This is a genomic window from Alloyangia pacifica, from assembly GCF_900116195.1.
In the GTDB taxonomy this organism is placed as follows: Bacteria; Pseudomonadota; Alphaproteobacteria; order Rhodobacterales; family Rhodobacteraceae; genus Salipiger; species Salipiger pacificus.
In genome coordinates this window covers 249798-274804 of sequence record NZ_FOZW01000009.1, presented here as the reverse complement: position 1 = coordinate 274804, position 25007 = coordinate 249798, and the positions used below count along the sequence as shown (strand labels likewise).

29 protein-coding genes are annotated in these 25007 nt (G+C 61.6%); 10 read left to right on the top strand and 19 right to left on the bottom strand.

Translation table 11 applies throughout. The features are described from left to right. The 11 genes from BM397_RS19295 to BM397_RS19250 all read right to left on the bottom strand — a co-directional run. Window positions 1-251, bottom strand: a 251-nt coding sequence (locus tag BM397_RS19295; protein WP_143187071.1) for a transposase, incomplete at its 3' end; no start/stop codon positions are given. Window positions 252-341: 90 nt separating this feature from the next. Further along, window positions 342-974 carry a tyrosine-type recombinase/integrase gene (locus tag BM397_RS19290; RefSeq protein ID WP_092431307.1) on the bottom strand — a complete coding sequence of 211 codons (633 nt, stop codon included), beginning with the start codon at window positions 972-974 and terminating at the stop codon, window positions 342-344. Between the two features lie 392 nt (window positions 975-1366). Further along, the gene (locus BM397_RS19285; RefSeq protein ID WP_245696275.1) at window positions 1367-1687 is read right to left on the bottom strand and encodes a DUF982 domain-containing protein; all 321 of its coding nucleotides are present in this window, start codon (window positions 1685-1687) and stop codon (window positions 1367-1369) included. A gap of 300 nt (window positions 1688-1987) precedes the next feature. Beyond that, window positions 1988-2152 carry a hypothetical protein gene (locus BM397_RS29375; RefSeq protein WP_176806989.1) on the bottom strand — a complete coding sequence of 55 codons (165 nt, stop codon included), beginning with the start codon at window positions 2150-2152 and terminating at the stop codon, window positions 1988-1990. Between the two features lie 247 nt (window positions 2153-2399). Continuing rightward, complete coding sequence (locus tag BM397_RS19280; RefSeq protein WP_092431304.1) at window positions 2400-2627, bottom strand: hypothetical protein; 228 nt, start codon at window positions 2625-2627, stop codon at window positions 2400-2402. After that, window positions 2624-2830, bottom strand: a complete 207-nt coding sequence (locus BM397_RS19275; protein WP_092431303.1) for a cold-shock protein — start codon at window positions 2828-2830, stop codon at window positions 2624-2626. The genes BM397_RS19280 and BM397_RS19275 overlap by 4 nt, the downstream gene beginning before the upstream one ends. Before the next feature lie 292 nt (window positions 2831-3122). Next, window positions 3123-3995: a transglutaminase family protein gene (locus tag BM397_RS19270; RefSeq protein ID WP_092431308.1), complete on the bottom strand. Its 873-nt coding sequence runs from the start codon at window positions 3993-3995 to the stop codon at window positions 3123-3125. A 217-nt stretch (window positions 3996-4212) separates the two neighbouring features. Then, a complete protein-coding gene (locus BM397_RS19265; protein WP_143015465.1) occupies window positions 4213-4518 on the bottom strand; it encodes a hypothetical protein in 306 nt (101 codons plus the stop codon). A 64-nt stretch (window positions 4519-4582) separates the two neighbouring features. Continuing rightward, window positions 4583-5077, bottom strand: coding sequence for a hypothetical protein (locus BM397_RS19260; RefSeq protein WP_176806987.1), 495 nt, complete (start codon window positions 5075-5077; stop codon window positions 4583-4585). A gap of 134 nt (window positions 5078-5211) precedes the next feature. Beyond that, on the bottom strand, window positions 5212-6054 hold the full coding sequence (locus BM397_RS19255; RefSeq protein WP_092431300.1) for a transglutaminase-like domain-containing protein: 843 nt from the start codon (window positions 6052-6054) through the stop codon (window positions 5212-5214). Window positions 6055-6783: 729 nt separating this feature from the next. Then, on the bottom strand, window positions 6784-7524 hold the full coding sequence (locus BM397_RS19250; protein ID WP_092431299.1) for a Crp/Fnr family transcriptional regulator: 741 nt from the start codon (window positions 7522-7524) through the stop codon (window positions 6784-6786). A 148-nt stretch (window positions 7525-7672) separates the two neighbouring features. Between BM397_RS19250 and BM397_RS19245 the strand changes: the two genes are divergently transcribed. Together BM397_RS19245 and BM397_RS19240 are read left to right on the top strand one after the other, a co-directional pair. Further along, window positions 7673-7921: a hypothetical protein gene (locus BM397_RS19245; protein WP_092431298.1), complete on the top strand. Its 249-nt coding sequence runs from the start codon at window positions 7673-7675 to the stop codon at window positions 7919-7921. Between the two features lie 378 nt (window positions 7922-8299). Then, on the top strand, window positions 8300-9166 hold the full coding sequence (locus tag BM397_RS19240; RefSeq protein WP_092431297.1) for a GNAT family N-acetyltransferase: 867 nt from the start codon (window positions 8300-8302) through the stop codon (window positions 9164-9166). A gap of 557 nt (window positions 9167-9723) precedes the next feature. On the opposite strand, the gene BM397_RS19235 is transcribed toward BM397_RS19240, so the two are convergent. The 3 genes from BM397_RS19235 to BM397_RS19220 form a co-directional block, all read right to left on the bottom strand. After that, window positions 9724-11064 carry a metal-dependent hydrolase family protein gene (locus BM397_RS19235; RefSeq protein WP_245696274.1) on the bottom strand — a complete coding sequence of 447 codons (1341 nt, stop codon included), beginning with the start codon at window positions 11062-11064 and terminating at the stop codon, window positions 9724-9726. Between the two features lie 646 nt (window positions 11065-11710). Beyond that, complete coding sequence (locus BM397_RS19225) at window positions 11711-12490, bottom strand: SDR family oxidoreductase (RefSeq protein ID WP_092431293.1); 780 nt, start codon at window positions 12488-12490, stop codon at window positions 11711-11713. Next, window positions 12487-12816 (bottom strand): nuclear transport factor 2 family protein, encoded by a 330-nt coding sequence (locus tag BM397_RS19220; protein WP_092431292.1) that lies wholly within the window; start codon window positions 12814-12816, stop codon window positions 12487-12489. Before BM397_RS19220 ends, BM397_RS19225 begins: the two co-directional genes overlap by 4 nt. A gap of 161 nt (window positions 12817-12977) precedes the next feature. On the opposite strand from BM397_RS19220, the gene BM397_RS29985 reads away from it, so the two are divergent. Together BM397_RS29985 and BM397_RS29980 are read left to right on the top strand one after the other, a co-directional pair. Continuing rightward, window positions 12978-13361 (top strand): LysR family transcriptional regulator, encoded by a 384-nt coding sequence (locus tag BM397_RS29985; RefSeq protein ID WP_342707657.1) that lies wholly within the window; start codon window positions 12978-12980, stop codon window positions 13359-13361. Next, a complete protein-coding gene (locus BM397_RS29980) occupies window positions 13358-13885 on the top strand; it encodes a LysR substrate-binding domain-containing protein (RefSeq protein WP_342707656.1) in 528 nt (175 codons plus the stop codon). Before BM397_RS29985 ends, BM397_RS29980 begins: the two co-directional genes overlap by 4 nt. Window positions 13886-14349: 464 nt before the next feature. Here the strand turns inward: BM397_RS29980 and BM397_RS19210 are convergent, their stop codons facing one another. The 3 genes from BM397_RS19210 to BM397_RS19200 all read right to left on the bottom strand — a co-directional run bounded on the left by BM397_RS19210 (window position 14350) and on the right by BM397_RS19200 (window position 16573). Then, window positions 14350-15249: a dihydrodipicolinate synthase family protein gene (locus BM397_RS19210; protein ID WP_092431290.1), complete on the bottom strand. Its 900-nt coding sequence runs from the start codon at window positions 15247-15249 to the stop codon at window positions 14350-14352. Between the two features lie 12 nt (window positions 15250-15261). Further along, window positions 15262-15897, bottom strand: a complete 636-nt coding sequence (locus BM397_RS19205; protein ID WP_092431289.1) for a LysE family translocator — start codon at window positions 15895-15897, stop codon at window positions 15262-15264. Window positions 15898-15970: 73 nt separating this feature from the next. Continuing rightward, window positions 15971-16573, bottom strand: a complete 603-nt coding sequence (locus BM397_RS19200) for a helix-turn-helix domain-containing protein (protein ID WP_092431288.1) — start codon at window positions 16571-16573, stop codon at window positions 15971-15973. Window positions 16574-16668: 95 nt separating this feature from the next. Between BM397_RS19200 and BM397_RS19195 the strand changes: the two genes are divergently transcribed. The 3 genes from BM397_RS19195 (at window position 16669) to BM397_RS19185 (ending at window position 19676) form a co-directional block, all read left to right on the top strand. Next, window positions 16669-17493 carry a B3/B4 domain-containing protein gene (locus BM397_RS19195; RefSeq protein WP_143187070.1) on the top strand — a complete coding sequence of 275 codons (825 nt, stop codon included), beginning with the start codon at window positions 16669-16671 and terminating at the stop codon, window positions 17491-17493. A gap of 4 nt (window positions 17494-17497) precedes the next feature. Next, entirely contained in the window at window positions 17498-18130 is a 633-nt protein-coding gene (locus BM397_RS19190) for an FMN-binding negative transcriptional regulator (RefSeq protein WP_092431284.1), read from the top strand. Window positions 18131-18563: 433 nt separating this feature from the next. Beyond that, window positions 18564-19676, top strand: coding sequence for a zinc-binding dehydrogenase (locus BM397_RS19185; RefSeq protein ID WP_092431283.1), 1113 nt, complete (start codon window positions 18564-18566; stop codon window positions 19674-19676). 49 nt (window positions 19677-19725) lie between these two features. On the opposite strand, the gene BM397_RS19180 is transcribed toward BM397_RS19185, so the two are convergent. Then, on the bottom strand, window positions 19726-20406 hold the full coding sequence (locus BM397_RS19180; protein ID WP_092431282.1) for a type 1 glutamine amidotransferase domain-containing protein: 681 nt from the start codon (window positions 20404-20406) through the stop codon (window positions 19726-19728). Window positions 20407-20539: 133 nt separating this feature from the next. Between BM397_RS19180 and BM397_RS19175 the strand changes: the two genes are divergently transcribed. Beyond that, window positions 20540-21457 carry a LysR family transcriptional regulator gene (locus tag BM397_RS19175; protein WP_092431280.1) on the top strand — a complete coding sequence of 306 codons (918 nt, stop codon included), beginning with the start codon at window positions 20540-20542 and terminating at the stop codon, window positions 21455-21457. A 144-nt stretch (window positions 21458-21601) separates the two neighbouring features. Here the strand turns inward: BM397_RS19175 and BM397_RS19170 are convergent, their stop codons facing one another. Further along, window positions 21602-21928, bottom strand: a complete 327-nt coding sequence (locus BM397_RS19170; protein ID WP_224848450.1) for a ParB N-terminal domain-containing protein — start codon at window positions 21926-21928, stop codon at window positions 21602-21604. A gap of 492 nt (window positions 21929-22420) precedes the next feature. On the opposite strand from BM397_RS19170, the gene BM397_RS19165 reads away from it, so the two are divergent. Together BM397_RS19165 and BM397_RS19160 are read left to right on the top strand one after the other, a co-directional pair. Then, the gene (locus BM397_RS19165) at window positions 22421-24310 is read left to right on the top strand and encodes a sensor histidine kinase (protein WP_092431275.1); all 1890 of its coding nucleotides are present in this window, start codon (window positions 22421-22423) and stop codon (window positions 24308-24310) included. Next, window positions 24307-24936: a response regulator transcription factor gene (locus BM397_RS19160; RefSeq protein ID WP_092431273.1), complete on the top strand. Its 630-nt coding sequence runs from the start codon at window positions 24307-24309 to the stop codon at window positions 24934-24936. Before BM397_RS19165 ends, BM397_RS19160 begins: the two co-directional genes overlap by 4 nt. The last annotated feature ends 71 nt before the right edge of the window (window positions 24937-25007 follow it).

Below are 25007 nucleotides of genomic sequence, written 5' to 3'. Positions count from 1 at the left end.
CGCAGTTCGCGGTTCTCCCGCTCCAGCGCCTTCATTCTCTCGGCCATCTCGCTGCGAACGCCTGAACGCTTGCCGCTGTCGACCTCAGCCTTCTTGACCCAGTCGTTCAGCGTGTTCGCCGAGCAGCCGATCTTCGCTGCGATCGACGTGATCGCCTGCCAGCGAGATCCGTGCTGCCCCTCGTTGTCGAGAACCATCCGCACGGCGCGCTCACGCACTTCGGCGGAAAACTTGTTCGTGGTCTTGCTCATGATGCTCCATCCTACTCAAGAGTGGGAGCCTCCGGCAAACCCGGGGCGGTTCAAACCCAGGGCCGCCCGCGTTAAGACGGCCCTGTTCGTTCAAAGCTCTACGGCTTCAGCGATGGCGAGGGCGTCCTCAAGTTCCACGCCCAGATAGCGCACCGTGCTGTCCATTTTGGTGTGTCCAAGCAGAAGCTGAACCGCGCGCAGGTTTCCGGTCTTACGGTAGATTTGTGCGACCTTCGTCCGGCGCATCGAGTGCGTACCATAAGCACTTGCTTCGAGCCCGATCGAAGTCACCCAATCTCGGACGAGACGCGAGTACTGCCGCGTTGAAATGTGGGGGCGGTCGTGAAAGCGGCCCGGCCACAGGTGTTGCGAGCCGATCATCATGGGATCGTCCAGCCAAGAGCCGAGAGAGTTCCGGGTGCCTTCGGCGATCTCGAAACGGACCGGTTTTCGCGTCTTGCTTTGGATGATCGAGGCGCGCTGCTTGACCTGGCCGGCGGCGTAGACATCTGCCACCTTCAGCCTGACCAGGTCGCAGCCACGCAGCTTGCTATCGATGGCGAGATTGAAAAGCGCGAGGTCGCGAGCGTTGCCTGAGATTTCAAGCCGAACGCGGATCGCCCAGACATGCTTCGGCAGAAGCGGGCGCTTCTGGCCAACGATACGTCCTTTGTTCCATGCGGGACGGCAGGCGCGGATGGCGGGCAGGTTAGCGATAGACATGACGGTCCTCCGATCCGCCTCCCCCAAACCCCGTCGCCAACTCGACGTTGGCATAGCAGGATACCATGAAGAAACGCGGGAGCAGAGATAGTCCGCGCGGAGCTGTTCCATGATGCTCGCCACGACGGGTAGAGTGGCTTCTTCGCATATGGAACACTGCCGCGAAAGGCTCCAGACCGTGCGGTGAGACCACCGGCCGTTTACACGCCTGAATCTGCGAATAGGGAGATGATCAATCGACTTTCGGTTCAAGCCCAAGTGCCACATTACAACATTAGCTCCAAAGCTTGGACATCTGGCCGTCTTTTTGAAAGTCGGCAGCACCGACTACGGAAGGATTTGCAAAGAGGAGATACGCCTCTTTCAGCGCCCGGCGCTTGGCGCGCGACCCATCAAGCCATGGCCGCTTGCTTGAAGCCTGCCATTCGGGCGGCCTTCAGGAAAGCATTGCGGGCATCGTCGACGGAGTTCATGCATTCCATGGCCGCCTCGACCTTCGCCAAGGCGGTCTGTTGCGCCGCATCGGCCACCGGCCATTTCCGGCGCAGCCAGTAATGTACCTTTTCGATCGTGCAGAATCGCGTAACGTCCCCGTCTTTCGGGTCAATCAGGATAAGAGGGTCGCCCCAGAAAATTTCCATCATATTTGTTGTCTTTCGTATTCGTGATGCCAAGGTGCCGACGCTGGCGACCACTCTCGCAAGTTGCTCCATCGGCGGCGCCTGCGGCGTGGGAAGATGTCCGGACGCAGGAACGCTCATGCGCTCAAGGTCGCCGGATTGGGGGGGGCCGGGACATCGTCAAGATAGATGAATGTCGCCCGGCCAAAATTCGAGGCGCAGATGTTTCTGCGCTGGCAGCCCAACCAATGGGCTGCAGAAAATTGCCGCTCCGAAATCGCTCAAGGTTGTTCCTTGCGATTCTGCTCGGGCGGCAGATATATCGAAAGGGCCGTTTTCATTGGGATTAGCCCAGCTTGCGGCGCTCGAGAGGGTGAGCCGTCGCGCCGGAGTTTATTCCGACTTTTCCTCGGCGGGCTGTGCTGCGGGCTTGGCAACCGGCGTGGGCGGTGTCCTGAATTTCTGGAAGCCGAAAGTTTTCGCTCCAGGGCGTTTCTTTGCCGGCTGGCTCAGGAAGTCCTTGAGGTCCAGCTGTTTTTTCGAAGGCGAATAGCCCATGTCTCTTTCCTCTAAATGGTCAAAGTGAATGGAAGCTGCCGCAGGGCAAGCCCTGCAGCAGCTCCTCCAGGTGAGACTGATACGGAATGGTCGAGACCCACAGGAGGGGCCAATCCACTCGACGCGCTCACCCGGAATTCGGATCTACTTGGCCCGAAGTGTGCGGGCCGATCAGATCGTCGTCGGCAATCGCGAGACGGCGCCGCACGGGCAATCCAACCGTTCAGCGCCGGCCGCGTCTTGGCGGTTACGTCTTGTCGCGCGCTTCGCGAGCAGCTTTGAGGCGCGCCAGCTTTTCGGTGCGCTCGTCGGCTTCTTCTTTAAGCACGCGCTTGGCGCCCGCCGTGATCTTGTCGAGCTGGGTTTCCGGCCCGGTCCGCTTCTCACCGGACGTCCCCTTGGGCTGCGGCGGTTGCCCGCCGTTCCCGGATTGCGCCGGAATGCCCTTCAGCAGATCGTCCAGCGAGCGCTTCAAGCCAAGGCCAGATTGCTGGCGGACTCGCGACCATCGCGGCCGGTCTCGACATCGAAGGTCACGTTCTGACCGTCGTCGATGCGCGTAATGCCAGCGCGTTCAAGCGCCGTGACGTGCAGAAAGATATCCTTGTCGCCGCTTTCCGGCGCGATGAAGCCGAAGCCCTTGGTGCTGTTGAACCATTTTACGGTGCCATTGGCCATGTCCGTAGTCTCCTGAATATGCTGCCCGCGACATGCGGCAGCCCGGCAAATGTCGATCCAAGACGATCAACCGAAACCGGGTCAGCGGAAGCAGCATTTCGAAGAGAAAAGCGTAAGCTCATTACATGTGGAGACTGCCGGGCAGGTTTACAAGGACAATCGGAAGTTGGTGAAAATTAAGTTCTGTCCGAGCGAAGCCGATGCGCCCGGCACACGGTCCCACTCTTGGGCGGCTTATTGATTTACCGTGAAGATGCCAATATCGGCGCACCGATCTTAGGGGCCTGAACGTTCAAGGACCATCCACGCTCACGCTCACTCCGACCTCCAGAGAGAGAAGATCGCAACCCCTCCCGTAGTACCCGCCACTCACCGGCGTCACCTGGACAATGTTGCGCGCGACCGCCACCGGGATGAGGTTCGCCGCACCGACGGAGCGATTGGTCGGGTCGAAGGCGATCCAACCCGCCCCGGGAACGAAGACCTCAACCCAGGCGTGGGTCGAGCCCGCGCCGGAGGAGCCAAGGTTTTCCTCTGCGGGGTCGTGAAGATAGCCGGAGACCAGCCGCGCGCCAAAGCCAAGCGTGCGCACAGCCTCGGCAAAGAGGACCGCGATATCCCGACACGAGCCCCAGCCTCTGTCCAGGGTTTCGAGCGGCCCCTGAGTCCCTTCCGACGAGCGGCTTTGATAGTTAATCCACGCGTTCACCCCGTTCGCCACGTCCTTGAGCAGCGACAGGGTGTCGGTCGGCCATTCCATGACAAAGCAATCTACCCAGCGCGCCAGCCTGCCGGCGTGGTCAGCATACTGGGGCTGGGCGAGCGGCCCAAGATCGGTCCAATGATCGCCCTCGTAACGAAAGGGGTAGGACGCCGCTGAGGCGGCAATCGCAAAGATCGGCCAAGTCGGAGCACTCAACTCCACCGTCATCCGCGATTGGATGCACAAAAGCTCGGAGGAGGTGTCGAAGGTGGCCGATGCGACCGCGTTGCCAGCGACGTCCTGAGCCCAGTCGATCCGTGCGGAGGGTGAGATCTGCAGATCGAATGCGATCAGGCGCAGGTCTCTCGTCTCTCGGGGGCGCAGCATTAGTCGATGGGGGCCGATGGCCACGGCCGTTCCGTAACGATACGTTGTGATGTGCGAGATGTTCAGCGTCGTCATCAGAGGCCCTACGGGCCGACGCCGGAAAACCGACGCCGGACAGGGCCCGAGCCGGCCGGCAGAGACGATCGCCAGGTGGCGGAACGTTTGCAGTGACCACAAATTCTCTCGCCGAAACCCGTGCTCAAGAAACGCGCGCCGCAACGCAGACATTTACGCTCTGCTTCCACGTCACCGCGGGCCTTGGTCAAAGCCAACGGCGCTTTTTCATCTTCGGTCATAGTGTCGTCCCTTCGCGTTCCTTGAGCAGGTCGAGGTCCTTGAGCGCCTCTTCGATGATCGTCTTGATCATGGCCTCTCTGACTTCAGGCGCATTCTGGTGTTGCCGCAGCAAGACACGCACCTGCTCCATCGCCTCAATCCACCGGCGCAATGAATCTGCCAGCAACATCACGTCGATTTCGACGCCGTTGTGATCGAGATGGGCCAGAAGTCCGGAATTCGCCGCCATACGGCGAATGCGGCTTTCGAGCCGTCCATTGGGCGTCCTGTGACGGTCGAGATCGATGGGAAGATTTGTCATGGCCCGGGAGCCCGACGTGCCGGCGTCACCGCAAGTCCCCAAAACCGGCGCGTGTCAAGACGCCTCATTCGCCAATGCCCGGCCGAGAAGACCCGGAACGCGGGAACTTTTCGGGCTTGCTCTCCACGCCTGCTGCGGCAGGGTGATCCCCGCGAGCACGATGCCGATGAATGCCGCTCCCGGGTGATCTTGTGGAATAGTAGTGCCGCAAGTCTCGCTCGCTGACGCCATCCGCCAGCATCACCATGCGAATGAGTGGATCGGCCAGCATCTTCTCAAGGAATGTGTCCCTCAGCTCCGTCTCCCCCATCCTGTCTTTCGCCATGGCCAGTTCCAGATCGCCAAGCGGGATGGTCAGGGTGCGTGCGAGGCCCGGGTGAGCGATCTGTGGATGCAGATGGACGAGAACCGACGAGGCAAGGGTTTCGTCCGCTCCTCCGGCACCCAATGGCGGTAATTCGGTCTCGATGAGGTACTCGCCCGCTGGCAGGGTTTCATCAAAACTCTCAAGTTCAAAGGAATTCAGAAATACAACGATGGTGGGGATCGGAGTGCTCATGTCTGGTCTCCCAAAAAGTGTCGTTGGTATGTAGCCGTGGATGGAACCGAAAAGCGCCATTGCTGATCTGGCTCTGTGATCAGCGGGTGCATGGGGATCAAGCATCAGACGCCTTGATGAAACGCCAAAAGCCCTCAGTTGAAGGCCTCCGCCTCCTCAAGACTCCCGGTCGGCTCCGCTTCCTCTGTCCAGACCTGAAATCCGGTCAGCGTGTTCGGCCCGAAAGTCTGCGTCAGCGGAACGTCCGCCGCGTCTCGACCTCGGGCTATGAGGATCCGCGCGGTCCGGCGCGTGTTGTTTCGCGGATCGAAGACCCACCATCGCCCGTCGAGGAACACTTCCATCCAGGCCGCAAAATCGCCCGCGGGGTGTGGCTCCGGCTCACCGATATCGCTCAGGTAGCCCGTGCAGTATCGTGCAGGAATGTTCATGCACCGGCAGAATGTTATCGCAAGATGGGCAAAGTCGCGACAGACGCCATGCCGGGTGGACAGTGCCTGTGATGCCGTGCGCGTCGCATCGGCCTTCATGTAATCGAACCTGATCGTCTGGTGGACGTGGTCACAGATGGCTTGGACACGTGCCCAGCCCGGGATGGTGCCTTCGAAGAGCTGCCATGCCTCCTCGGATAGGATGTCGGTGTCGCAGTAGCGGCTACCCAGCAGGAACACGAGCGTCTCGAATGGCAGGTCTTCGACGTTGTGTTGCTGCGCCGCCGGGGACGTCGGGTCGGGCTGCCCGGTATCGCGGAAGATGCCGCTGCTGGACAGGGTGAACTCTCCAGCCGGTGCCAGCATCCGCGTACACCAGTTGCCGAAGCCGTCGCGATAGCTTTCAAGCGAGACGCTGGGGGACGTGACAAGATAGTCCGCCTGCTCGAGATCGCCGAAGCGCGAGTAGTGGACGTTCAGCATCGCGATCAACGGTGTCGGCTGCACGAAATCATACTGCAGGCGGCACCCTATTCTAACTCGCATTTGGATCTCCTTGGCGCCGCATGTGCGCGGATGGTGTTGCGGGAACTTGCGCCGGAACCGAGCCATCGCGGCGGTTTTCCGGGTGATGCGAGGGCCGAATGTGTATCAGGGTGCGAGCGCGGTCAGGCAGGCCTTGGCTGCGTCCGGGTCCGATTTCTCAGCGCCGGGGATCGTCTTCCAGACTGCTGAAATACATGCACCTTCTCTGCATTGGGAGCGAGGGCGCGGATTGTTCGCACCTTCGCATCGTACCTTGCACCATCATCGGACCCTCCCAGGTGAACCCGAGCATCGCAAGAGCAACAGGCCCCGGCACTCCAAACGCCTCGCTTGATCCAGGAGGCAGTCTTCATAGTTCGGTCCCCCATGGAAGTGAGCGCATGCCCCACCGCTCTTGGTGAGAATGCCTCACTGGTGTTAGGGCATCGATGAGGGTCGCGCGCTTACACATGTTAGCGGCTTCTCGCGGGGCAGGTCCGCGGGGCCGAATAGCTGTTGGCGCGCGGGCCCGCATAAAGGATCGGCAGTTTGCAAACCTTGCGTCGCCGCGAAAATCCGAAAACCCGCGACATGTGCGCCATGGAAACAAAAGATTAATGGTTGGCGAAGCGCCCGATCCAGGGATGCTTTTTGGTGCTTTAGGGCCGAACGCGCCAAAAGAAATCGGGCAACTCTCGGGTCTTGGTTCCGTCAATTTAAGGCCACTGTCCAATGCGCGGCCACACCGGATCATGCTCCGGAGAGCAACGGCCCTTCTTGGTCCAAGTAGGTCGGATCAAAATCCGCGAGCGTCACCAGCCCGTCGTAATCCTCGAACGACACGTGGCCGTCTCGAAAGGTGACCAGCCCTTTTTCCCGCAATTGCCGTAGAACGCGATTCACATGGATGGCACTCAGACCCAGGGCATCCGCCAGGTGGTACTGCGTCAATGGGCAGTCATATCCATCTCGCCCTCCCAGCCCGACCAGCGACAGACGGGCCGCGAGTTCCAGAAGGAAATGCGCCATGCGCGCCGCGGCATCACGCCGACCGATCCCGACAAGGTGCTCGACCACCATGGCCTCGTCCCGCGAGGCAGCCCAGAATATCGCGGTCGCCAAGCGCGGCATCTGCGTGAGGAGTTTCAGAAGATCGTCCGACAACACCTCGATCGCCTCGATGTCGGTGATTGGTTCGAAACTATGGTCTGACGTGCGAAGAAGGACGCTTCGCAGGCCGAGGAAATCTCCCGGGATCTGGACATCGACGATCTGCCGGGTACCGTCTGCCTGAACCTTGTAGGAACAGGCCCATCCGGCGGCGAGCACGTAGGCCGCTTGCCGCGATTGCCCCTGATAGACGAGGTCTCTCCCGACCGAAAAGGACCTGCGACGCTCATGGAGGCGCTCAAGCATCGCAGTCTCGCTTTCATTCAATAGCGCGAACGCCGACAGCTTGCGGGTGAGAGGGCTGTCTGTTCCGGCAGTCATTGGCGCCTCACTGGGTTCAGAATTTCGTGACCCCAAAAAATCGAACTGACTGCTTCAGGTTAGTTCACCATAGCAGCCTATCGGTCAAAGTGCAGACCTACAATCGGACAGCCGCTTTTTCCCGGTTCATGAAGGAGGTAAGATCAAGATGTCTGACCATGTCGAATATCTCGGCGTTGCCGCGGTCTCCATTTGCGAAGCACTCCTGTTGGCCCTGAAAGAGAGCGACATCCTCCCCGACGGCGAGATAATGGGAGTTTTGAAGGATGCCGCCGCGACACATGAAAACGCGGCAAAAGCGTCCCAGCAGCCAGCCGTCATCGAAATGCACCGCGAAGTCGCGTCGGTCATCAACCGCATGATCGCCGGCCGAGCGACGATCATCTTCCAGGGCTGAACTCGCGACCCACCGTGTTCGAAGAGACAAAACGGTGCGGTTTCATCAGCGGAATCGATCAGGCTGAGCGAACGGCGGCTTAGACTGGCCGCGCTGCGGCATGCGGAACCGGTGCCGAAGGTCGGCTTGGGGCCCGAGAGCGACGGGTGCTGCGGTCCGCCAGGTGTACGCATCGCTGCTCTGCCGCAAGCCCGCATCGAGCTGACCTTCTCGGCCTGTCTGGATGCTGCATCGCGTCGCTTGGTCATGCGAAGGCCGTGAGGCTCACCATTCCCCCGGCCTTGCTCTTGGCACCCAATACTGCAACCTTGCCTGCGAGTGCATAAGGTCCGAATGATCGCGCCACAAGCGCGCCCGACCGCGCAGGGAAACCAGAGAATGACCTATATTTCCACTCAGCGCCAGGTTGACAGCTACAGTCTCAGTTTCACTGCAATGCAAGCGTGCCATCTTGATGCCTTGCATCGCCTTTCAGCTTGTGTGGGCTGGCCCCACCGTCGGTCCGATTGGGCGACGAACCTCGAGACAGGCGTTGGGATCGTTGCAGTCGACGAAATGCAGCGCGTGCATGGCTCGGCAATGTGCTTTCCCTACGGCGATGGGGCCGCAGCGGTCGGAATGGTCATCGCAAATCCAAAGCTCCGCTCCTCGGGCCTAGCCGACATGTTGGCACGGGAAGCCGTAGAACGAAGTGGCAGCCCAAGGGCGTTCCTCAATGCCTGCCAGGGCGACGTACTGTTCTATCGCGGGCTCGGCGCGAAACGAGGAGAGCAGGTCTTCAAGTACGAAGGTGTGCTGAAGGTCAACTTGGTGGCCTTCTCCCCGATCCGGGATTTCGCCCCTGAAGATTTTCTCAAAGTGCTGGAGCTCGATCAAACGTCCTACGACGCCGACCGATCTGCGGTTTTGTCGGGGCTGCTGGCAACATCGGATATTCGGGTGATCGAGCGTGCGGGGCAAGTTGTTGGCTTCGCAATGCGGCGAAGGTTCGGACGAGGCTACGTCATCGGGCCGATCACGGCGGAGCTCGGAAGCGACGCAGTCGCGCTCGCGACGTCCCTGCTGGCCGACCTCAAAGGCCAGTTCGTCCGGATTGATACGCGCCACACCGACGGGGTGTTCCAGCGATTTCTCGGCTCCTTGGGGCTTCGGTGCAAACCGGACGTGGTGACAATGACATTCGGTCGGAGCCCTCGGATCGGCTCCCCCATCGGCTACGCTCTTTCGAGCCATTCGACGGGGTAGAGAAGAGACACGCGCTGCGCAGGCCTTACTCACTCGTCCGGAGTGAATAGCGATATCGAATTCCGGTCGGTCGAATATGCTTCCCGGCAAAGTCGAACTACCGCGCTCTACGGCAGCTTTGTCCGCAATGCCGAACGCTGATCATCGGCTATGCTGCGCCGAGGCACGAACGGCCGCTTCCGTGAAGTCGCTCCGCAGCGCCCATCAGAACATCGAATGTCCGTTCTGGGCCGGGAGCGGCGGGCGCGGCTGCCCGACATGTGTATGGCTCGCTGCACTGCCGTAAGCCCGCCCCGAGCCCATGCTCGCCTTCCCTCTGTCACGTCTTTGCTGCGAGTGCATTCGGGCGTACGGCCTACGAGCGGTCTTTGGTTCGCGACGCCGCACCAAGCTTCGAGCGCGAGCCCCCGCTGAGGCCCGCTCTCTGTTGAAGACTGGATTACAGTTCCACGCCGGCGCAGAAGTCGCGATGGCGGTGGCAAAGCGAGGCTGGCCAGCCACCAGGACTTGAACATCCTGCATCAGATTTCATGTCGCGCTTGACTGTTGATACGCAGTTACTCTGACAGGGTGTTCTTGAAGACCACTCCGTCCTTCATGATCAGGTCGAAATTTGTTTCAGGGTCGGCAACGAGATCGAGGTCTTCCAGGGGATTGCCATCGACAAGGATCAGGTCGGCGTAGGCGCCCTCCGCGATCACCCCGAGCGGCCCCTCTTGATAGGGATTTCGCGCCCCGCTCAAGGCCAGCAGTTCCGCGTTTTCCGAGGTCGCGATCTTCAGCGTCTCGAAAGGGGTGTACCAGCGGCCGAGCTTGCTCAAGAACTTGCCCTGCTTTGCCGCGACGGCCGGATCGAACAGAATGTCGGTACCGAAGGCCACTTTCACATCGAGCCTATTGGCAGTCTCATAGGCGGTGTCAGTTCCGTCGGTGACGCGGATCCATTTCTCGGTACTCACCGGATCAGCAAAGGTAAAGGCATCCTCGTCGTTCAGGAGCGGCTGTATGGACAGCCAGACACCCTTGTCCGCCATCATCTGCAAGGTCTCTTCGCTCAGCAGGAAGCCGTGCTCCACAGACTTGATGCCGGCCTCGATGGCGATCTGCGTCGCACGGTCGGTAAAGGTGTGGGTTGCGACATAGGTGCCCCAGTTTTCGGCCACCGTCACGGCGGCGGCGATCTCTTCCGGGGTGTACTCGCTCACGTCCAGCGGGTCATAAAGCGATGAAACACCGCCGCCGGTCGCGATCTTTATTTGGCTTGCACCCATTCGAAGGTTTTCGCGAACGCGCAGCGTAACCTGGTCCACACCGTCGGCCCTCATCGCGATGCCGTTGCGCTCCAGGTAGCTGAGCGCATCGGGATCATCTGTCGGGACTGATGTGTAGGGGTTAAAATCGGCATGTCCGCCGGTCTGCGAGATCATCGTGCCAGAAGGATAGATGCGCGGACCGGGATAAACCCCCGCATCGATCGCTTTCTTGATGGAGAACGGGTTGCCACCGACATCGCGCACCGTGGTGAAGCCGCGCAGCAGCGTGGCCTCAGCCGACTTGGTCCCCATGATGACCATGTGGGCGAAGTCAGACTGAAACAGTTCCGCCTGAGGAATGGAGTTGAATAGGACGTGCCAGTGGGCATCTATGAGCCCCGGGATCATCGTCCGGCCGCCCCCGTCAATAACGGTGACACCCTCCTCATCGAGCGGCTCTGCCGAGACCAACTTGATCAGGTTTCCCTCGACCAAGACATTAGCGTTGGTGATCAGCGCCTCGTTCACCCCGTCGAAGACATTGACGTTGGTAAACAGCAGCTGCGGGAACGCATCTTGCGCCACCGCAGGGGATGTGCTCAGCGTGCATGCGAGTATGGCCAGAGGCCCTTTCGTCGAAAGCATTATTTCCTCCCTTTCCATGTTCCAAATCAAGTTTTATATCGCCTATCCGCGCTGCAGGTATCTCCAATAGTGGGAAGTGGACGGCACAGTGATTGCCCCAAATAGAAACGAATGCCGGCATAAAATTGATAATAGCTCCACTAATTTCCTGGATGCACTCTTATAGGTACTTCGCAAGGGTTTCCTCCCTGCGAGAAATTAAGCAGCAAACGAGAAAAGCGCAGCGCGCCTCGACGCCCCGCGTACGGTGCCGTAACTCCGTACTTGAGCCGGTGCTTTGATTGAGATCAAGCTTGCTCAGTTAAAAGCACCATGATGCGCGTGCGGCGAGCGGCAGCAAAGTCCCGCAAAGCGTAACGTAGCCGTAGAAAAATGCTGCGCGACGCATGAATGACTGTTTCCGTGAAGCTGCGCCGCAGCGAGGTCGTCCAGCCCCAAGGTCGGGTTAGGGCCGACCGCTGACGACCGGCCCGGCCTATTAGCGTTCCAGCGCTTCCGCGATGGCGAGCGCATCTCCGAGCCGGACGCCGAGGTGGCGCACAATCCTCTCCATCGTCGTGTGGTCAAGCACCGCTGACCTCAGCATCCTTGGTCTGCTAGAAGGGCCTTGTAAAAGGTGCAGGAGCCGGGGGTGAGTCAAGGGAGGTCATGCCGTCGGTACGGTTCCGCCATCGATCACATATTCGGTGCCCGTTATGGTCCCGGCGCGGTCCGACGCGAGGAAGGCGATCAGGTTCGCGATCTCGCCAGGTTGTGACGGACGCCCGATCGGCACCCCGCCCAGCGAGGCCATGATCATGCGCTTGCCCGCGTCCACGTCGACCCCGTGCTCCGCCGCAAGGCGTTTGGCCAGCTCGACCGAGGACTCGGTTTCGATCCAACCCGGAGAGACGCGTACAACCCTCACCCCCTTTGGCGAGACCTGCTTCGACAGGCTTTTGCTGTAGGTGGACAGGGCCGCCTTTGCGGCGGCATAGGCGGTTGTCGCCTCTGGCAGCGGCAGTTCGCGCTGGATAGATGTGACGTGGATCACGACGCCGCTGCCCCGCGCCTCCATCTCGGGAACCAGCGCGCGGTCAAGGCGGACCGCCGGCATCAGGTTCAGGTCAAGGTCGCGCCGCCATTCGTCGTCGCCAAGTGCCCTGTAGCCGCCCGCGGGCGCCGAGGAGCCGCCGAGCATGTGGACGATAATATCGACGCCACCCAGCTTCTCGCGCACGGCCTGAGCAACCTCGGCGCAGCCCTCAGCCAGGGTCAGGTCCGCCGCCACGAAACGGTTTTCCGGCATCTCTGGTGGCCTTGTCCGCGCGGTCGCCAGGACGTCGGCGCCAAGCTCCTTGAACAGGGCCACGGTCGCGCCTCCGGCGCCGCGCGTGCCCGAGGTGACGAGGGCCCGCTTTCCCTCGAGGGTCAGGAAGGGGCTCATGGCACGATCTCCAGTTCGGCGATCTTGCCCCCGCGAAGGACGAAGAAGTAGCGCAGGTCGATCGGGCTTCCGGGGAAGGTCCCGACGACGTGGCTGGTGACGATCGTGCGATGACGGTCTTCGGCGATGTCGAACGGCTCTGCGGTGTAGGTGTATTGCGTGGAGGCATTGGCCCTCCACTGCCGGATCGCTTCGCGCCCCTCGTAGGTATTGCCTTCGTCGATGACCGTGGCGTCCTGCGTGAAGCCCTCGGCGATCGCCTGCGCGTCGCCTTTCTTGTCGGCTGAGAAATAGGCGTCAATCGCCTCTGGCAGTTCGATACTCATGGCGAGTCTCCTGTCTGAATAGGGATCAAGGGTCGCTGCCGATCTCGCCGCTCGAACTCTCGGTCCGGGTCGGGACCGGCGCCCTGAGCATGAAGTTAGGGCTTTGACACTCTGCGGATAAGCGGGATTAATCCGGATGTGGAATTTGAATTTTCGGGATAATGGCAACCTACAAGCTGGCTGATTTCGACGCGGTTCTGGCGATTGCCCGCAGGGGATCGTTTCGGGCGGCTGCGCTGGACGTTGGGATGTCTACAAGCGCGCTCAGCAGCGCGGTCTCGAAGCTTGAGGAGCAACTTGGCGTGCGGCTATTCAATCGCACGACGCGCAGCGTGTCGCTGACCGCTGCCGGACATCGCTTCGTCGAGCAGGTCAGCCCGGCGCTCAAGGACATTCATGGCGCGATCGACACGGTCCGCTCGCAGCAGGAGACGCCCACCGGCATTCTGCGCATCAACTCCTTCGCTACGGCGGGTCGGGAGATCCTGGCGCCGCTCGTCCTCGAATACCTGCGGCGCTTTCCGGGGGTCCAGATCACCTGGTGACCGAAGGCAACCTCGTCGACATCGTGGCAGACGGTTTCGATTTTGGGGTGCGCAGCCAACCCCTTGTGCCAAGCGACATGATCGCCATCCCGCTCGGGCCTGCGCGGCGCTACGCGGTCGTTGCGACACCCACCTATTTCGAAAGCCGGGAACCGCCCAAGGTGCCTTCCGATCTGATGGCGCATGCCTGCATTCGGACGCGCCTGCCGAACGGCGCCCTCTTTCGATGGCACTTCGAAGCCGAGGGCCAACCGGTCCATGTCGATGTCGAAGGCCCGATCACGCTGGACGAAGCCAGCCTCGCGCGCATTGCCGTGCTTGATGGTCTCGGTATCGGGTACTTCATGGAGTCGGACGTGCGAGAAGATATCGAGACGGGGAGGTTGGTGCGTGTTCTCGACGCCTGGACGCCGCCGCTGGCGCCGCTTTGCCTATACTATCCCAGCCGGCGCAATCCGCCGGCGGCTTTCAAGGTCTTCGTCGATCTCGCCCGGGAGCTCGCGCGATCCTCAAGGCCGAGGTGAAGGCGTCGTGTTTATCCCGTCGCAAAAGCAAGCAGTGGGAGTCCAACATCAGAGCAGCGAACGATCGAGAGGTCCCTCACCGCTGACCTTCGCGCATCCGATTTTGCCGCGCAATGTGCCGAAAGGCTGGTCCGGGAAAGCTGCGGTGCAGCGATGACCACCTGGCGAATGTCGCCTGTGGGCCGAGAGCGACGGGCGCTGCAGCCCGCCATGGGTACGGCCTGCCGCAGCGCCGCATGACCGCCTCGAGCCCTTAGCGGAAGCGCCAATTTCTCGCTGCACGCGCACGTAGCGGAACGGCTGCTGCGCTGCCTCAGATGGTTTCGCGGCGCCGCAGCTAAGACCTCGGACATTCGTGCTTGATACAGCGAAAGCCCGAGGAGGAAAGATCGGATTGTCGGCCGAACCGGTATGGGCGTGTTAAGACCTGCCGGAAAACTTTAGCTGCCCGAGTAACGTGACACTCAGCCTGTGAATTGCATCAGCGGACGCAGCGCCGTCTCGACCCTTTCGCGGTCTGCTGGCTGAAGCGCCAGGATCGGGCGCGGGGGTGTGAAAGTTGCAAATCCAAGGGTCTCGGCGATTGCGAACATCACGCGGAAACTCCCGAACTCCCGGAACAGCGCCCAAAGGGGAGCGAAGGTCATGTCGATGCGCTCGGCTTCGGTCGCATTGCCCGTCCGGACCGCACGGGTGAGCGCGAGTGCGGGTTCAGGCAAAAGACCGGCGATCACGCTATACCAGCAGGTGCCCCCGGCAAGCAGAGAATCTTTCGCACCCCAGTCGCCACTGTATCCGATCACAAACCCCTCCGGTGTCATGGCCCGCAGGCGCTGCATCTCGCCCGCATAATCGCCATCCGCAGGCAGTGGCATCTTCACCGCGGTCACATTCGGAAGCTTCGCCAATCGCGCGATCAGGTTCAAGCTGAAGGTGAATTTCGTGGTGCCCGGGTTGTTGTAGATGCACAAGGGGAGCCCACCCGCCGCAGCGACGGACTCGAAGTGTCGGAAGACCTCTTCCTCGGTCAGCGGTTGGTAGGACATAGGCGCAAGAAGTAGGCCGTCCGCGCCGGCTTTCTGGGCATCCCGCGCGAGCTCCTCGGCGACATCGGTCGTAAGGGCGCCGATACCGACGATGAGCGGCGTCCGGCCCGCCACGCTTTCCACGGCGGCGCGGAGAGTGCGCTCGCGCTCCTCCACCGTCAGGTATGCGTATCCGCCGGTGCTACCGAGTAGCCCGATGGAATCCACACCAGCTGACACGATCCGCTCAAGGAAGCGTTGCAAAAGCTCGGGCTTTAGCTTCCCTGAATCGTCGATTGGGGTAAGGGGAAAGGCCGATAGGCCAGTGAACAGGGTCAAGGGGTTCCTCCTTTAGACGCGTGAGAAGAGCAGGCGCAGGCCGGCGAAACCAAAGAAGGCGGCAAGGACGCCTTCGATTCCGCGCCGGGCGCGCCTGTAGACGCGGACCATTGGTGCCGTCGAGAACACGAGCGCATAACCACCGAAAATCGTTACGCTCAGGATCGCGCAGCCGGCCAAAATGGTGCTCACGTCACGCCAGGATGCATCTGGACCCAAGCCAAGGGTGACGAGGGCGATCCATGCCAGAACCGCCTTCGGGTTGGCCAAGTGCATGATCAACCCATGACGGTAGAGTATCGCTGAGGACGGAGCAGTATCAGTGCGCGCGGGCATGGATGAAGTCGCGGTATCGGGCGTCATCGCGCTTCGGGCCGCCCGTACCGCGAGGTACAGCAGGTATATGCCGCCGAAGATCTTGAGGACGATTAGAGCGTCGGCGTAGCGTGCGAGCAATCCGGACACACCGGTGGCAGCAGATATCCCCCAGATAAGCGATCCAGAGATGACGCCCGCGGCCAGTGCCAGCCCGGCTTTCCGACCGTGGTTCATCGCAACGCCCATGATCCGGAGGTTGCTCGGCCCGGGGCTCCCGGCCGCGATGACGTAGGCGGTATAGACGACGAGCAGGTGGTTGATGTTTTCCATCACAGGTTCCCTTGGTGGCACGGAACTCGTCGGGCGAGGACGGCACCGCATATTCTTCCGCAAGCATCCTGCATCAGGAGCGGTTCAACTCCCTTTCGAGCACCGCCATTGAAAACTCTACCGGCTCGTCTCCGACGCATGCGTAGCTGTGCGGGCTGTCGGTCAGAAGCCTGATGGCTCCGCCCGCATCCAGGCTGATCGATTGGTTTCCGACCGTCACCACGAGGCGTCCGCGACTGACTGAAACAAGCTCACGCGTGCCAGGGCTGTGTGCGTCTGCCTCGTAGGTCTCACCGGGCACGAGGGTCCACGACCAGAGCTCGAACATCGTCGAACCAGTGATAGCGGCATCGAGCCTTGCTGCGCTCCCGGCGACCGAAGACCAGAGAACCACTGGCGTTGTCCTTTCGATCGGTTCCTCCGAAACCTCAGAAGCCGGATCAGCCAGAAGATCCGTAACGGAGAGAGACAGGGCTGCTGCCAGACGGCATAGCACACCGATGCTTGGATTGGCCTTGCCCTGCTCCACAGCTACAACCGTGCCCTTTGAAAGACCTGCTCGCTGCGCCAGCGCATCAAGGGTGAACTGGCGCGCGCCTCGGAGCGCGCGAACACGCTTCGCAAGCGTATCACCCAGCTCCCGTTCGATGTTTTCGGACATCGCCGCATCGGTCATTATATTGACTTCCCTCATCTCGATACCTATAGTCAATATAATGACCAAGATGAGGTGGCAACTACTATCGCTCAGCGAAGCCTTGGGGCCACCTCTTGCACATCGAAACCAAAGCGATTCACGCAGGACGGAGGTTCGACCCTTTGACCGGAGCGGTGTGGATACCACTGCATACACCCAACTCAAACCTTCCGAGATACCCTTTGCAAATAGTCCCGCTGATCGCCCCGGATATCTGGACTCGGCATCCGGATTTTCACCTCTTCAGCATTACCGTGCGCCAGGCGCAGGTTCAGGCAGCTGCAAGCCCAGCTCTTTCCGATCTCTTGGAGGAGGCAGAAGCTTCGGTCATGCAGGAAAATGCCGAGCGTGACGCTCATATCGCTGCGTGGGGCGAAGCCTATCGCGGATTTGGAGCCAAGCCGAACCGAACGCCCTGTTCGGCTGCTGCGTTGCTCAAGCGCAGCCAGAAAGACGGCGCGCTTCCGCGAATTTCTCCTCTGGTTGACGCTTACAATGCCATCAGCGTGCTCTACGGAGTCCCCGTTGGCGGGGAAGACCTGGATCGATACTCCGGCAGCCCGCGCCTGGTAGTAGCGAGTGGGACGGAGCCTTTCGACACCAACCAAAATGGGGAGAAGATCATTGAACACCCGGATGCTGGCGAAATCGTCTGGTGCGACAATGAGGGGGTCACATGTCGCCGTTGGAACTGGCGGCAAGGCCGGCGCACAATGATCACTGCGGAGTCGCGCTCCCTATGGCTTGTCCTTGAAGCACTCGGGCCGATGGCACCGCCCCGGCTTCAGGAGGCCGGCACACGTCTGACGGATGTGATCACCGATCTTTGCCCTGAGGTGGAAATAGCAACATCGCACGTCGACCGGATCACGGCGGTCCAATCGGCCCAAATGAGTTGATCCAATGTATCGTCCCGCAAAATCGTCTGAGACTGACCATGAGACCCTCATCGGCATGATGCGCCGCATTGGCGTCGCGACCTTGGTGACCCCCACGCCCGAAGGCATCCATGCCACCCAAGTCCCTGTCCTGATCCGCGAAGACAATGGCCGAGGAATGATCTTGGCGGCACACGTCGCGCGAGCCAATCCGCATTGGCGCGGCGGTGCATCGACGCAGAGCCTTGCCATTTTCCAGGGGCCGCATGCCTACATGTCGCCGCAGTGGTATCCGAGTAAGCAGGAGAGCGGCAAGGTTGTGCCAACCTGGCTCTACGTCTCGATCCATGCGCATGGACGGCTGACCGCCATTGAAGACGCTTCATGGCTGAAACAGCAGATCGAAGAGTTGACCAACGTTCATGAGGCCGGAAGGGAGACTCCTTGGAAGGTCTCGGACGCGCCGGAGAGCTACATCGCCAGCCTTTCGCGAGGGATCGTCGGTTTGGAATTCGCGGTCGAGCGACTGGAGGCCACCTGGAAACTGAACGAGGAAGAAAACCTTGCCGACTTGGACGGCACTCAGCGTGGCCTGGAGGGTGGCGGCCCTGCAGCCATTGAACTTGCCGAGGAAATCGCTCGTCGCAAGCTTCTGTGAGTACTAAAACCCAAGAACTGATACGGCCCCGAATGACGGCTTCGGCGATCCGCGCCGCGGCGCAGCCCCCTCGGCTGCTGCGCCTGCGAGCATCTCCATCGCTATGTTGCAACTGCATCGGATAACTGCTGAACGGCAGCTTCAGTCCGCACTGCCGACGTAGGATCGTTGGAAATGCTGCGCCGGGGCCCGAATGGCCGCTTTGGTGAAGCCGCGCCGCGGCGCCCACCAGGACACCGAATGTCCGTTGAGGGCCGAGAGGAACGCGCGCTCCTGCCCGCCATGTGTACGGCACGCTGCACCGCCGCAAGCCCGCTCGAAGCCTTTTCCAGTCGCGCCGACTACCTATCATGTTTCGAATGCCGATTTTTTGGATGCGTCGGAATTGGCGCTATATGCACATCACCCGATGAAACGCGAAGGAGGCGCTTGCATGGCCACCGCCGGAAAACAGCTGTTCACCACGCTCGAGGCCGACGGCACACTGACCGTCGCGCTTGAAGACGTTTCATTTGCCGACCCCACCCACAACCAGGTGCTGGTGCGGATGGAAGCCGCGCCGATCAATCCCTCGGACCTTGCCATTCTCGTCGGCGGCGCCGACATGGAGAACGCGGAGTATATGCCGGGCAAGTTCGTGGCCCGAATGCCCGAGGCGGCAAATGCCGCGTCGAAGGCGCGTCACGGTTTGAAATTGCCCGCTGGTAACGAAGGCGCAGGCACGGTCATCGCCGCTGGCGACAGTGATGCTGCGCAGGCGCTGGTGGGGCAGCGCGTCTCCTGCGTCCCGGGCAACGCCTACAGCCAGTATTGCCTCTCCGACGCGGACATGTGCCTCCCGCTGGGCGAGCATTCCGTCGAAGAAGGCGCCAGCGCCTTCGTCAATCCGATGACCGCCCTCGGCTTTGTGGAGACTGCCAGGGCCGACGGACAGAACGCCATCCTGCACACTGTCGGGGCCTCGAACCTCGGCCAGATGCTGACGCGCATCTGCGCAGAGGATGGCATCGGGCTGGTGAACATCGTGCGAAAGAGCGATCAGGTGGATCTGCTGAAGGGGCTTGGCTCCGAGCATGTGGTCAACTCTTCCGAAGACGATTTCATGGACAAGCTGACCGACGCAATTCGTGAGACAGGCGCCTTCTACGGCTTCGATCCCGTGGGGGGCGGCACGCTGGTAGATACCGCATTTCGGGCGATGGAGAGGGTCGCAAGGGAGCAGATGGCCGAGTATTCGCGCTACGGATCGAACCAGCCGAAACGCATGTTCATCTACGGCCGGCTCGACACCAGCCCTACCATCCTGACACCCAGCTACGGGTTCGGCTGGACCTTATCTGGCTGGCTTCTGTTCCCATTCTTGCAGTCGATTGGGCAGGAGACCATGGGCCGGATGCGCCAGCGCGTACGTGACAACCTCACCAGCACCTTTGCCAGCAGCTACAAATCTCGCGTCACGTTGGAGGAAATGCTGACCAAGGACGCCGTGCTGGACTACCGCGCCATGCGCACGGGCGAGAAATACCTCGTCACGCCCTGGGCCTGACCCGCAGGGCAGAGAGGCGCCGCCCGTCGCCGGGCAGCGCCACATAAGGTTACAGAAGCTCGAGGACCTTCTTCGCCGCCGCCTCCGACGAAGCCGGGTTCTGCCCGGTCACCAGCCGGCCATCGGCCACGGCATGAGGCTGCCAGTCGCCGACGCTCTCGAAGTCAGCCCCGAGTTCACGCAGCTTGGTTTCCAGCAGAAACGGCACCGCCTCTAACAGCCCCACGGCCTCTTCCTCGCTGTCCGTGAAGGCCGTGACCTTGCGGCCCTTCACGATGGGATCGCCATTCGCATCCACGACCTTGGCAAAGGCCGCCGGACCATGACAGACCGAGGCGACGACCTTGCCGCTGTCCCAGGCCTTGCCAATGACCTTGGCTGCAAGCGGGCTTTCCGCTAGGTCAAACATCGCGCCGTGGCCGCCCGGAATGTAGAGCGCGTCGTAAGCGGTGACGTCCTCGTCCTCGAGGCGGCCGGGGTTGGACAGAAGCGCCGTTGCTTCCTTATCTGCGCGGAACCTGGTGACCGAGGCCGGGGCCTCCTCACCAGTCACGTCGGAATTCGGGTCAATGGGAACAGGTTTGCCGCCAAGCGTCACCAGCGTGACCTCGTGGCCCGCATCAAGGAAAGCGTAATACGGGCTCGCCAACTCTTCGTACCAAACGCCGGTGGGGTTGCCGGTATCGCCAAGGACATCGGCCGCAGTGGACAGGATCAGAATACGTGCCATTTTTCAGGTCTCCTTGCGTTGTCTCGGAACGTCCCGCGAGGGTCACTGCAGGAACGTCTCCGCAGTGATATGGGACGAATTTGCAAATCGAGAAATTGATGCGCAGCATGTCAGATATCGGTAAGCTGGACACATGACCCCAGACATATCTCTTCTTCGCGTCTTCCACGCCGTGATGGAAGAACGCAATGTCACTGCTGCGGCGCGACGCCTCGGCCAGTCGCAAAGCACTGTCAGCACGGCGCTTGCGCGGCTGCGCGGCGCCTTGGGGGATGAGCTTTTCCTGCGCGCCAGATATGGCGTCGAGCCGACCGAGAAAGCGTTGCAGATCGCGCCGGACGTCGCGGCCGGGCTGGACCGGCTCGAACGGGCGTTCCGTGCCGCCGAGCCTTTCGACCCCGCTCAAAGCACGCGGCGCTTCCGGCTGTTGCTGGGTCCTTACGCGGAGGTCGTGCTCGCCCCGCCTCTGGCCGCCGCCTTCGCGCGTCACGCCCCCAAGGCGGAGCTCGAGATCGCCCCGATCGGCCCGGACCTGGATCCGCGCTCCCTTGCCGGGCAAAGCTTCGATCTCGCCATTGGCCGTTTCTCCCCGCCACCAGAGGACTTAGTTGTGTCGGAGATCTTCAATGACGGCTTCCGCTGCATCGTCGCTCCTGAGGCTCTGGCAGATGATGCGATCCTGGATCGCGACCTATACGAGCGGCTTCCGCATGTGGTGGTGGCGCCGCCCGGAAAATGGCGCACCGGCTTGCACAAGCTGACCGCCGACACAGGCCTGCGCCGCAACACCGCGGTGCTCGTCTCGCACTTCCTGACGGCGGCCCCGACGGTCGCCCGCGTCGGAGGCATCGCCACGGTCCCTGCGCGCATAGCGGCGATGATCGCCGAACCTTATGGTCTCCGAGACATGCCGGTCCCACTGAACCTTGGCACCTTCCCGACGCAGGTCGCTTGGCACCCACATAACCGGAGCGACGCACGCCACATCTGGCTGCGAGACCTTCTGAACAACATTGCATTCGGAGAAAAGGAGAGGGGCCGAGACACGTGACCACAAAGTCATTGGCAGCTCATTGCGCCTGCCTGCCGTCCCTGTCATGAGCAACGTCTGACCGCGTCGACCGCCTCGCCACCCGGGTAATCCCCAAGACCTGACTGTCAGGGACTCCTGGCGCGGCCTGTAGTGTTGTGCGGCTCAGTGCAGCCGAGCGCGCACGAAATAGGCCAGCACGGACTCCTCTCCCAGCACCCGAAGCGCCTCTAGTCGGTGGAGACCTTCGATCAGCACATAGCCGTCTCCGTCAGGCCGGAGCTGAATTGGGGTGGTCTGCCCGTCCTCCAAAATGCTCTCGGCGAGCTTGTGAACTTTGTCCTCGCAGAGCGTCTTTTTTCGCTTGAGCGGAACCCTAATGGCGCTGATCGCAACGGTGTGCTTTTCCAACATCGGTGGAGCATGGGGCAGATTGGCATCAGGCGCGAGTCCTTTCGAAGCTGGGGCGCGTGTCAATGATGTCCAAGTCATCGGGCGGGCCACCAAACGCAATACGCGCTTTGCATGCGACCAGTGTCACGCCGCGATCTCGCCGTCCCTTGCCTGCGCTGAGCCGACCCACCCAGGTTTTTTGGACAGGGTCGTTTGGTTACTTGAGCCCAAACGCGACCTTTGAATAGCCCCGAGATGTCTATGCGGCGAAGCGGACCTTCACCCCAAGAGCATGGGGCGGCAGTGGTGCGGACATTCCTGCCGTTCGCGGTACACCTACAATGGGCCATGCGGTAACGGATCATCGACTGAGCCCTTCCAAAGCGGAAATTGGATCAAGAAGCAAAGCGTGCCGCCATGGAGTGTAACTCTCTTGGGATGCCGCCCTTGCGACTGTCACCAGTCGACGGCTTGACGGATGACCTGAAACGACGATTCTGGTTCCCGCGCGGGCGCGTGAATGCCACGCGCAATTCTCTGTAGTCGTTCACATTCGTACATTTCCTTTGGCACGCAGTCGGGGCCAGTCTGTTGATCACGAAAAAGTCGCGGGAAACCGGCGATGCATTTGCAGCGCGCAAGTCGAAGGTCTTCCTGTGGCTGACCCTGTTTTCAACGATCAGTGTGCTCTGGCCGGGTCCTGGACTGACACAGGACGCCGCTGAAGATCGGCAACTCAGGATTCTGGCACTCTATTCCGGCTCCAGCACGCTCGCCGCGAACGTGGCGGTGGAGACCGGCATCGCCTCGGTCTTCGAGGCCGCGGCGCGGCAATCGCGATACGAGATATATGGCGAATATCGCGACAGTCAGCGGTTCCCCGGAGCGGAGGCCGAACGGCGTTTCGTCGAGGCGCTCGTCGCGAAATACGAAGATCAGACCATCGACGTGATCGCCACGGTCGGGCCCGAAGCGCTTCCGATCGCCGTGGGGTTGAGAGAGCGGATCGCGCCCGGCGTGCCGGTGATCTACGGCGCCGTGCAGTCAAGCACTCGAGATCAGTTCTCTGGGGTCGATGCCCTCTACGGTGTAGTGTCGACGTTTGACCTGCTTGGGACCCTCGATCTGGCAAGGGCGCTGCAGCCCGACGCGGCGCGTCTGGTGGTCTTCACGGGCTCGGCGGATTTCGACGAAAGATGGAGGGCGATGGCTGCAGACACCCTTTCGGATGTCGCGGACATCAAGATCGAGATGGTCTCTGGGCTTTCGCTGCAGGGGTTCAGGGACCGGGCGGCGACCTTCGACCCATCGACTATTCTCCTGATCCTGAGCATCTTCGAAGATGCCGACGGGCGGCGTTTCGTGCCGGTCGATGCCCTGTCTGCGATTGCCGAGGTCTCAGGGGCGCCGACCTACGGCGTGTACAGCTCGAACATGGGCCGGGGAGTGGTTGGCGGCAGCTATTCGAGTTTCGAGGCGACAGGTGCCGCGATCGCGGAACAGGCGCTGAAGGTCCTCGATGACCCGGACAGAACGGAGCGACGCGTGACGGTCCCAGTTTCCGCGGTTCTCGATTGGCGCCAGCTCAGGCGATACGGCCTCGATCCCGACAAACGCCCGCCCGGCAGCCATCTGCTCTACTACAGCCCAGGGGTCTGGGAGCGCTACAGGATCGAGATCCTCGCAACCGTCGCGATCATCATCATTCAGGCCAGTACCATCGCGGCGCTGATCGTAATGGACCGCAGGCGCCGCCGCTCTGCCGCGGAACTCGCCCAGCGGCGCATGGAGATGGCAAAACTGTCGCGCATCGCCCAGCTTGGCGAGCTTTCCGGGGCGATCGCGCATGAGCTGAACCAGCCACTGACCTCAATCCTCGCCAATGCCGAGGCCGGCTCGGCGCTGCTGGCGCAGCAGCCGCCGGATCTTGCAGAGGTGCGCGAGGTGCTACGCGACATCGCCGAAGACGACCGGCGTGCGGCGGATGTCATCGTCAACCTGCGGCGGCTCATGGGCAATGGCAGCGGCGGGTTCGAGCTGACGGATCTCAACGAAGTGATCCAATCGACCATGCGGCTCGTAAAGAGTGAAATGCTCTCGCGCGGAGTCAAGGTGGACATGCAGCTTTCCCGCGCGGCGCTGCCTGTGAAAGCGGATGTACTACAGTTGCAGCAGGTGCTGCTCAACCTCGTGATCAACGCGGCGGATGCGATGGCCGAACAGGACATGCGAAAGATGACGATCGGGACCGGGCTCGACGCGGCCGGGCAGCGCATGCTGTCGGTGTCCGACTGCGGGCCAGGTCTGCCCGGCGCACTGCGCGACAACCCCTTCAAACCCTTTGCGACCTCGAAATCGCAGGGCATGGGACTGGGGCTTTCGATCAGCAAGAGCATCGCCGAGGCGCATGGCGGAACGCTGCGCTTTGCCAGCAGCACCGCACAGGGCGCCCGCGTCGAGCTGGCGCTTCCGGCACCATGAGCGCCGAGCGGCAGCCGGCCTTCCGAGTTCATATCGTCGATGACGATGACCATGTCCGCCGGGCATTGCGGCGGCTGGTGGCCAGCGCCGGGTTCGATGCCCGCGCGCATCCCAGTGCCGAGGGGTTCCTTGACGACTTCGACCCCGCGGTGCCCGGCTGCGCCATTCTCGACATGTGCCTGCCGCAGCTGAATGGCTTTGTCCTGCAGCAGAGGATAACCGCCCTCCGTCCAGGCTTTCCGGTGGTGTTCCTCACCGGGCGTGGAGACATCGGAATGGGTGTGAAGGCGATGAAGGAGGGCGCCTTCGACTTTCTCACCAAGCCGGTGCAGCCGGCCAAGCTTCTGGCCGCCATTGCCGCAGCCGAGGCTCAGGTCGTCGAGGCGCAGGTCGAGATGCGCGAGGCGGTGCGCTACGAAGAGCGGCTGCAAAGCCTCACCGCGCGCGAGTCAGAGGTGCTGCAGGCGGTCGTCGCCGGCAACCTGAACAAGCAGATCGCGCATGAGCTTGGTCTTTCCGAGAAAACCGTGAAGGTTCACCGCGCCCGGGTGATGAAGAAGATGGGCATGCGCAGCATCGCCGAGCTTGTCCGCGCCAGCGTCACCAAACGCATCGACGCCCCCTGATGTAGGTCCGAAGGCCAACTATGCCGGCGGGGATGCATCCCGTAGACTCGCCCCATGGAGCCGCATCCCAG

Excerpts from the sequence above, each read along its gene's own strand:
- BM397_RS19290 (WP_092431307.1), bottom strand. The coding sequence starts at position 974 with ATGTCTATCGCTAACCTGCCCGCCATCCGCGCCTGCCGTCCCGCATGG.
- BM397_RS19285 (WP_245696275.1), bottom strand. The coding sequence starts at position 1,687 with ATGGAGCAACTTGCGAGAGTGGTCGCCAGCGTCGGCACCTTGGCATCA.
- BM397_RS29375 (WP_176806989.1), bottom strand. The coding sequence starts at position 2,152 with ATGGGCTATTCGCCTTCGAAAAAACAGCTGGACCTCAAGGACTTCCTG.
- BM397_RS19275 (WP_092431303.1), bottom strand. The coding sequence starts at position 2,830 with ATGGCCAATGGCACCGTAAAATGGTTCAACAGCACCAAGGGCTTCGGC.
- BM397_RS19270 (WP_092431308.1), bottom strand. The coding sequence starts at position 3,995 with ATGACGACGCTGAACATCTCGCACATCACAACGTATCGTTACGGAACG.
- BM397_RS19265 (WP_143015465.1), bottom strand. The coding sequence starts at position 4,518 with ATGACAAATCTTCCCATCGATCTCGACCGTCACAGGACGCCCAATGGA.
- BM397_RS19260 (WP_176806987.1), bottom strand. The coding sequence starts at position 5,077 with ATGAGCACTCCGATCCCCACCATCGTTGTATTTCTGAATTCCTTTGAA.
- BM397_RS19255 (WP_092431300.1), bottom strand. The coding sequence starts at position 6,054 with ATGCGAGTTAGAATAGGGTGCCGCCTGCAGTATGATTTCGTGCAGCCG.
- BM397_RS19250 (WP_092431299.1), bottom strand. The coding sequence starts at position 7,524 with ATGACTGCCGGAACAGACAGCCCTCTCACCCGCAAGCTGTCGGCGTTC.
- BM397_RS19245 (WP_092431298.1), top strand. The coding sequence starts at position 7,673 with ATGTCTGACCATGTCGAATATCTCGGCGTTGCCGCGGTCTCCATTTGC.
- BM397_RS19240 (WP_092431297.1), top strand. The coding sequence starts at position 8,300 with ATGACCTATATTTCCACTCAGCGCCAGGTTGACAGCTACAGTCTCAGT.
- BM397_RS19235 (WP_245696274.1), bottom strand. The coding sequence starts at position 11,064 with ATGCTTTCGACGAAAGGGCCTCTGGCCATACTCGCATGCACGCTGAGC.
- BM397_RS19225 (WP_092431293.1), bottom strand. The coding sequence starts at position 12,490 with ATGAGCCCCTTCCTGACCCTCGAGGGAAAGCGGGCCCTCGTCACCTCG.
- BM397_RS19220 (WP_092431292.1), bottom strand. The coding sequence starts at position 12,816 with ATGAGTATCGAACTGCCAGAGGCGATTGACGCCTATTTCTCAGCCGAC.
- BM397_RS29985 (WP_342707657.1), top strand. The coding sequence starts at position 12,978 with ATGGCAACCTACAAGCTGGCTGATTTCGACGCGGTTCTGGCGATTGCC.
- BM397_RS19205 (WP_092431289.1), bottom strand. The coding sequence starts at position 15,897 with ATGGAAAACATCAACCACCTGCTCGTCGTCTATACCGCCTACGTCATC.
- BM397_RS19200 (WP_092431288.1), bottom strand. The coding sequence starts at position 16,573 with ATGACCGATGCGGCGATGTCCGAAAACATCGAACGGGAGCTGGGTGAT.
- BM397_RS19190 (WP_092431284.1), top strand. The coding sequence starts at position 17,498 with ATGTATCGTCCCGCAAAATCGTCTGAGACTGACCATGAGACCCTCATC.
- BM397_RS19185 (WP_092431283.1), top strand. The coding sequence starts at position 18,564 with ATGGCCACCGCCGGAAAACAGCTGTTCACCACGCTCGAGGCCGACGGC.
- BM397_RS19180 (WP_092431282.1), bottom strand. The coding sequence starts at position 20,406 with ATGGCACGTATTCTGATCCTGTCCACTGCGGCCGATGTCCTTGGCGAT.
- BM397_RS19175 (WP_092431280.1), top strand. The coding sequence starts at position 20,540 with ATGACCCCAGACATATCTCTTCTTCGCGTCTTCCACGCCGTGATGGAA.
- BM397_RS19170 (WP_224848450.1), bottom strand. The coding sequence starts at position 21,928 with ATGACTTGGACATCATTGACACGCGCCCCAGCTTCGAAAGGACTCGCG.
- BM397_RS19160 (WP_092431273.1), top strand. The coding sequence starts at position 24,307 with ATGAGCGCCGAGCGGCAGCCGGCCTTCCGAGTTCATATCGTCGATGAC.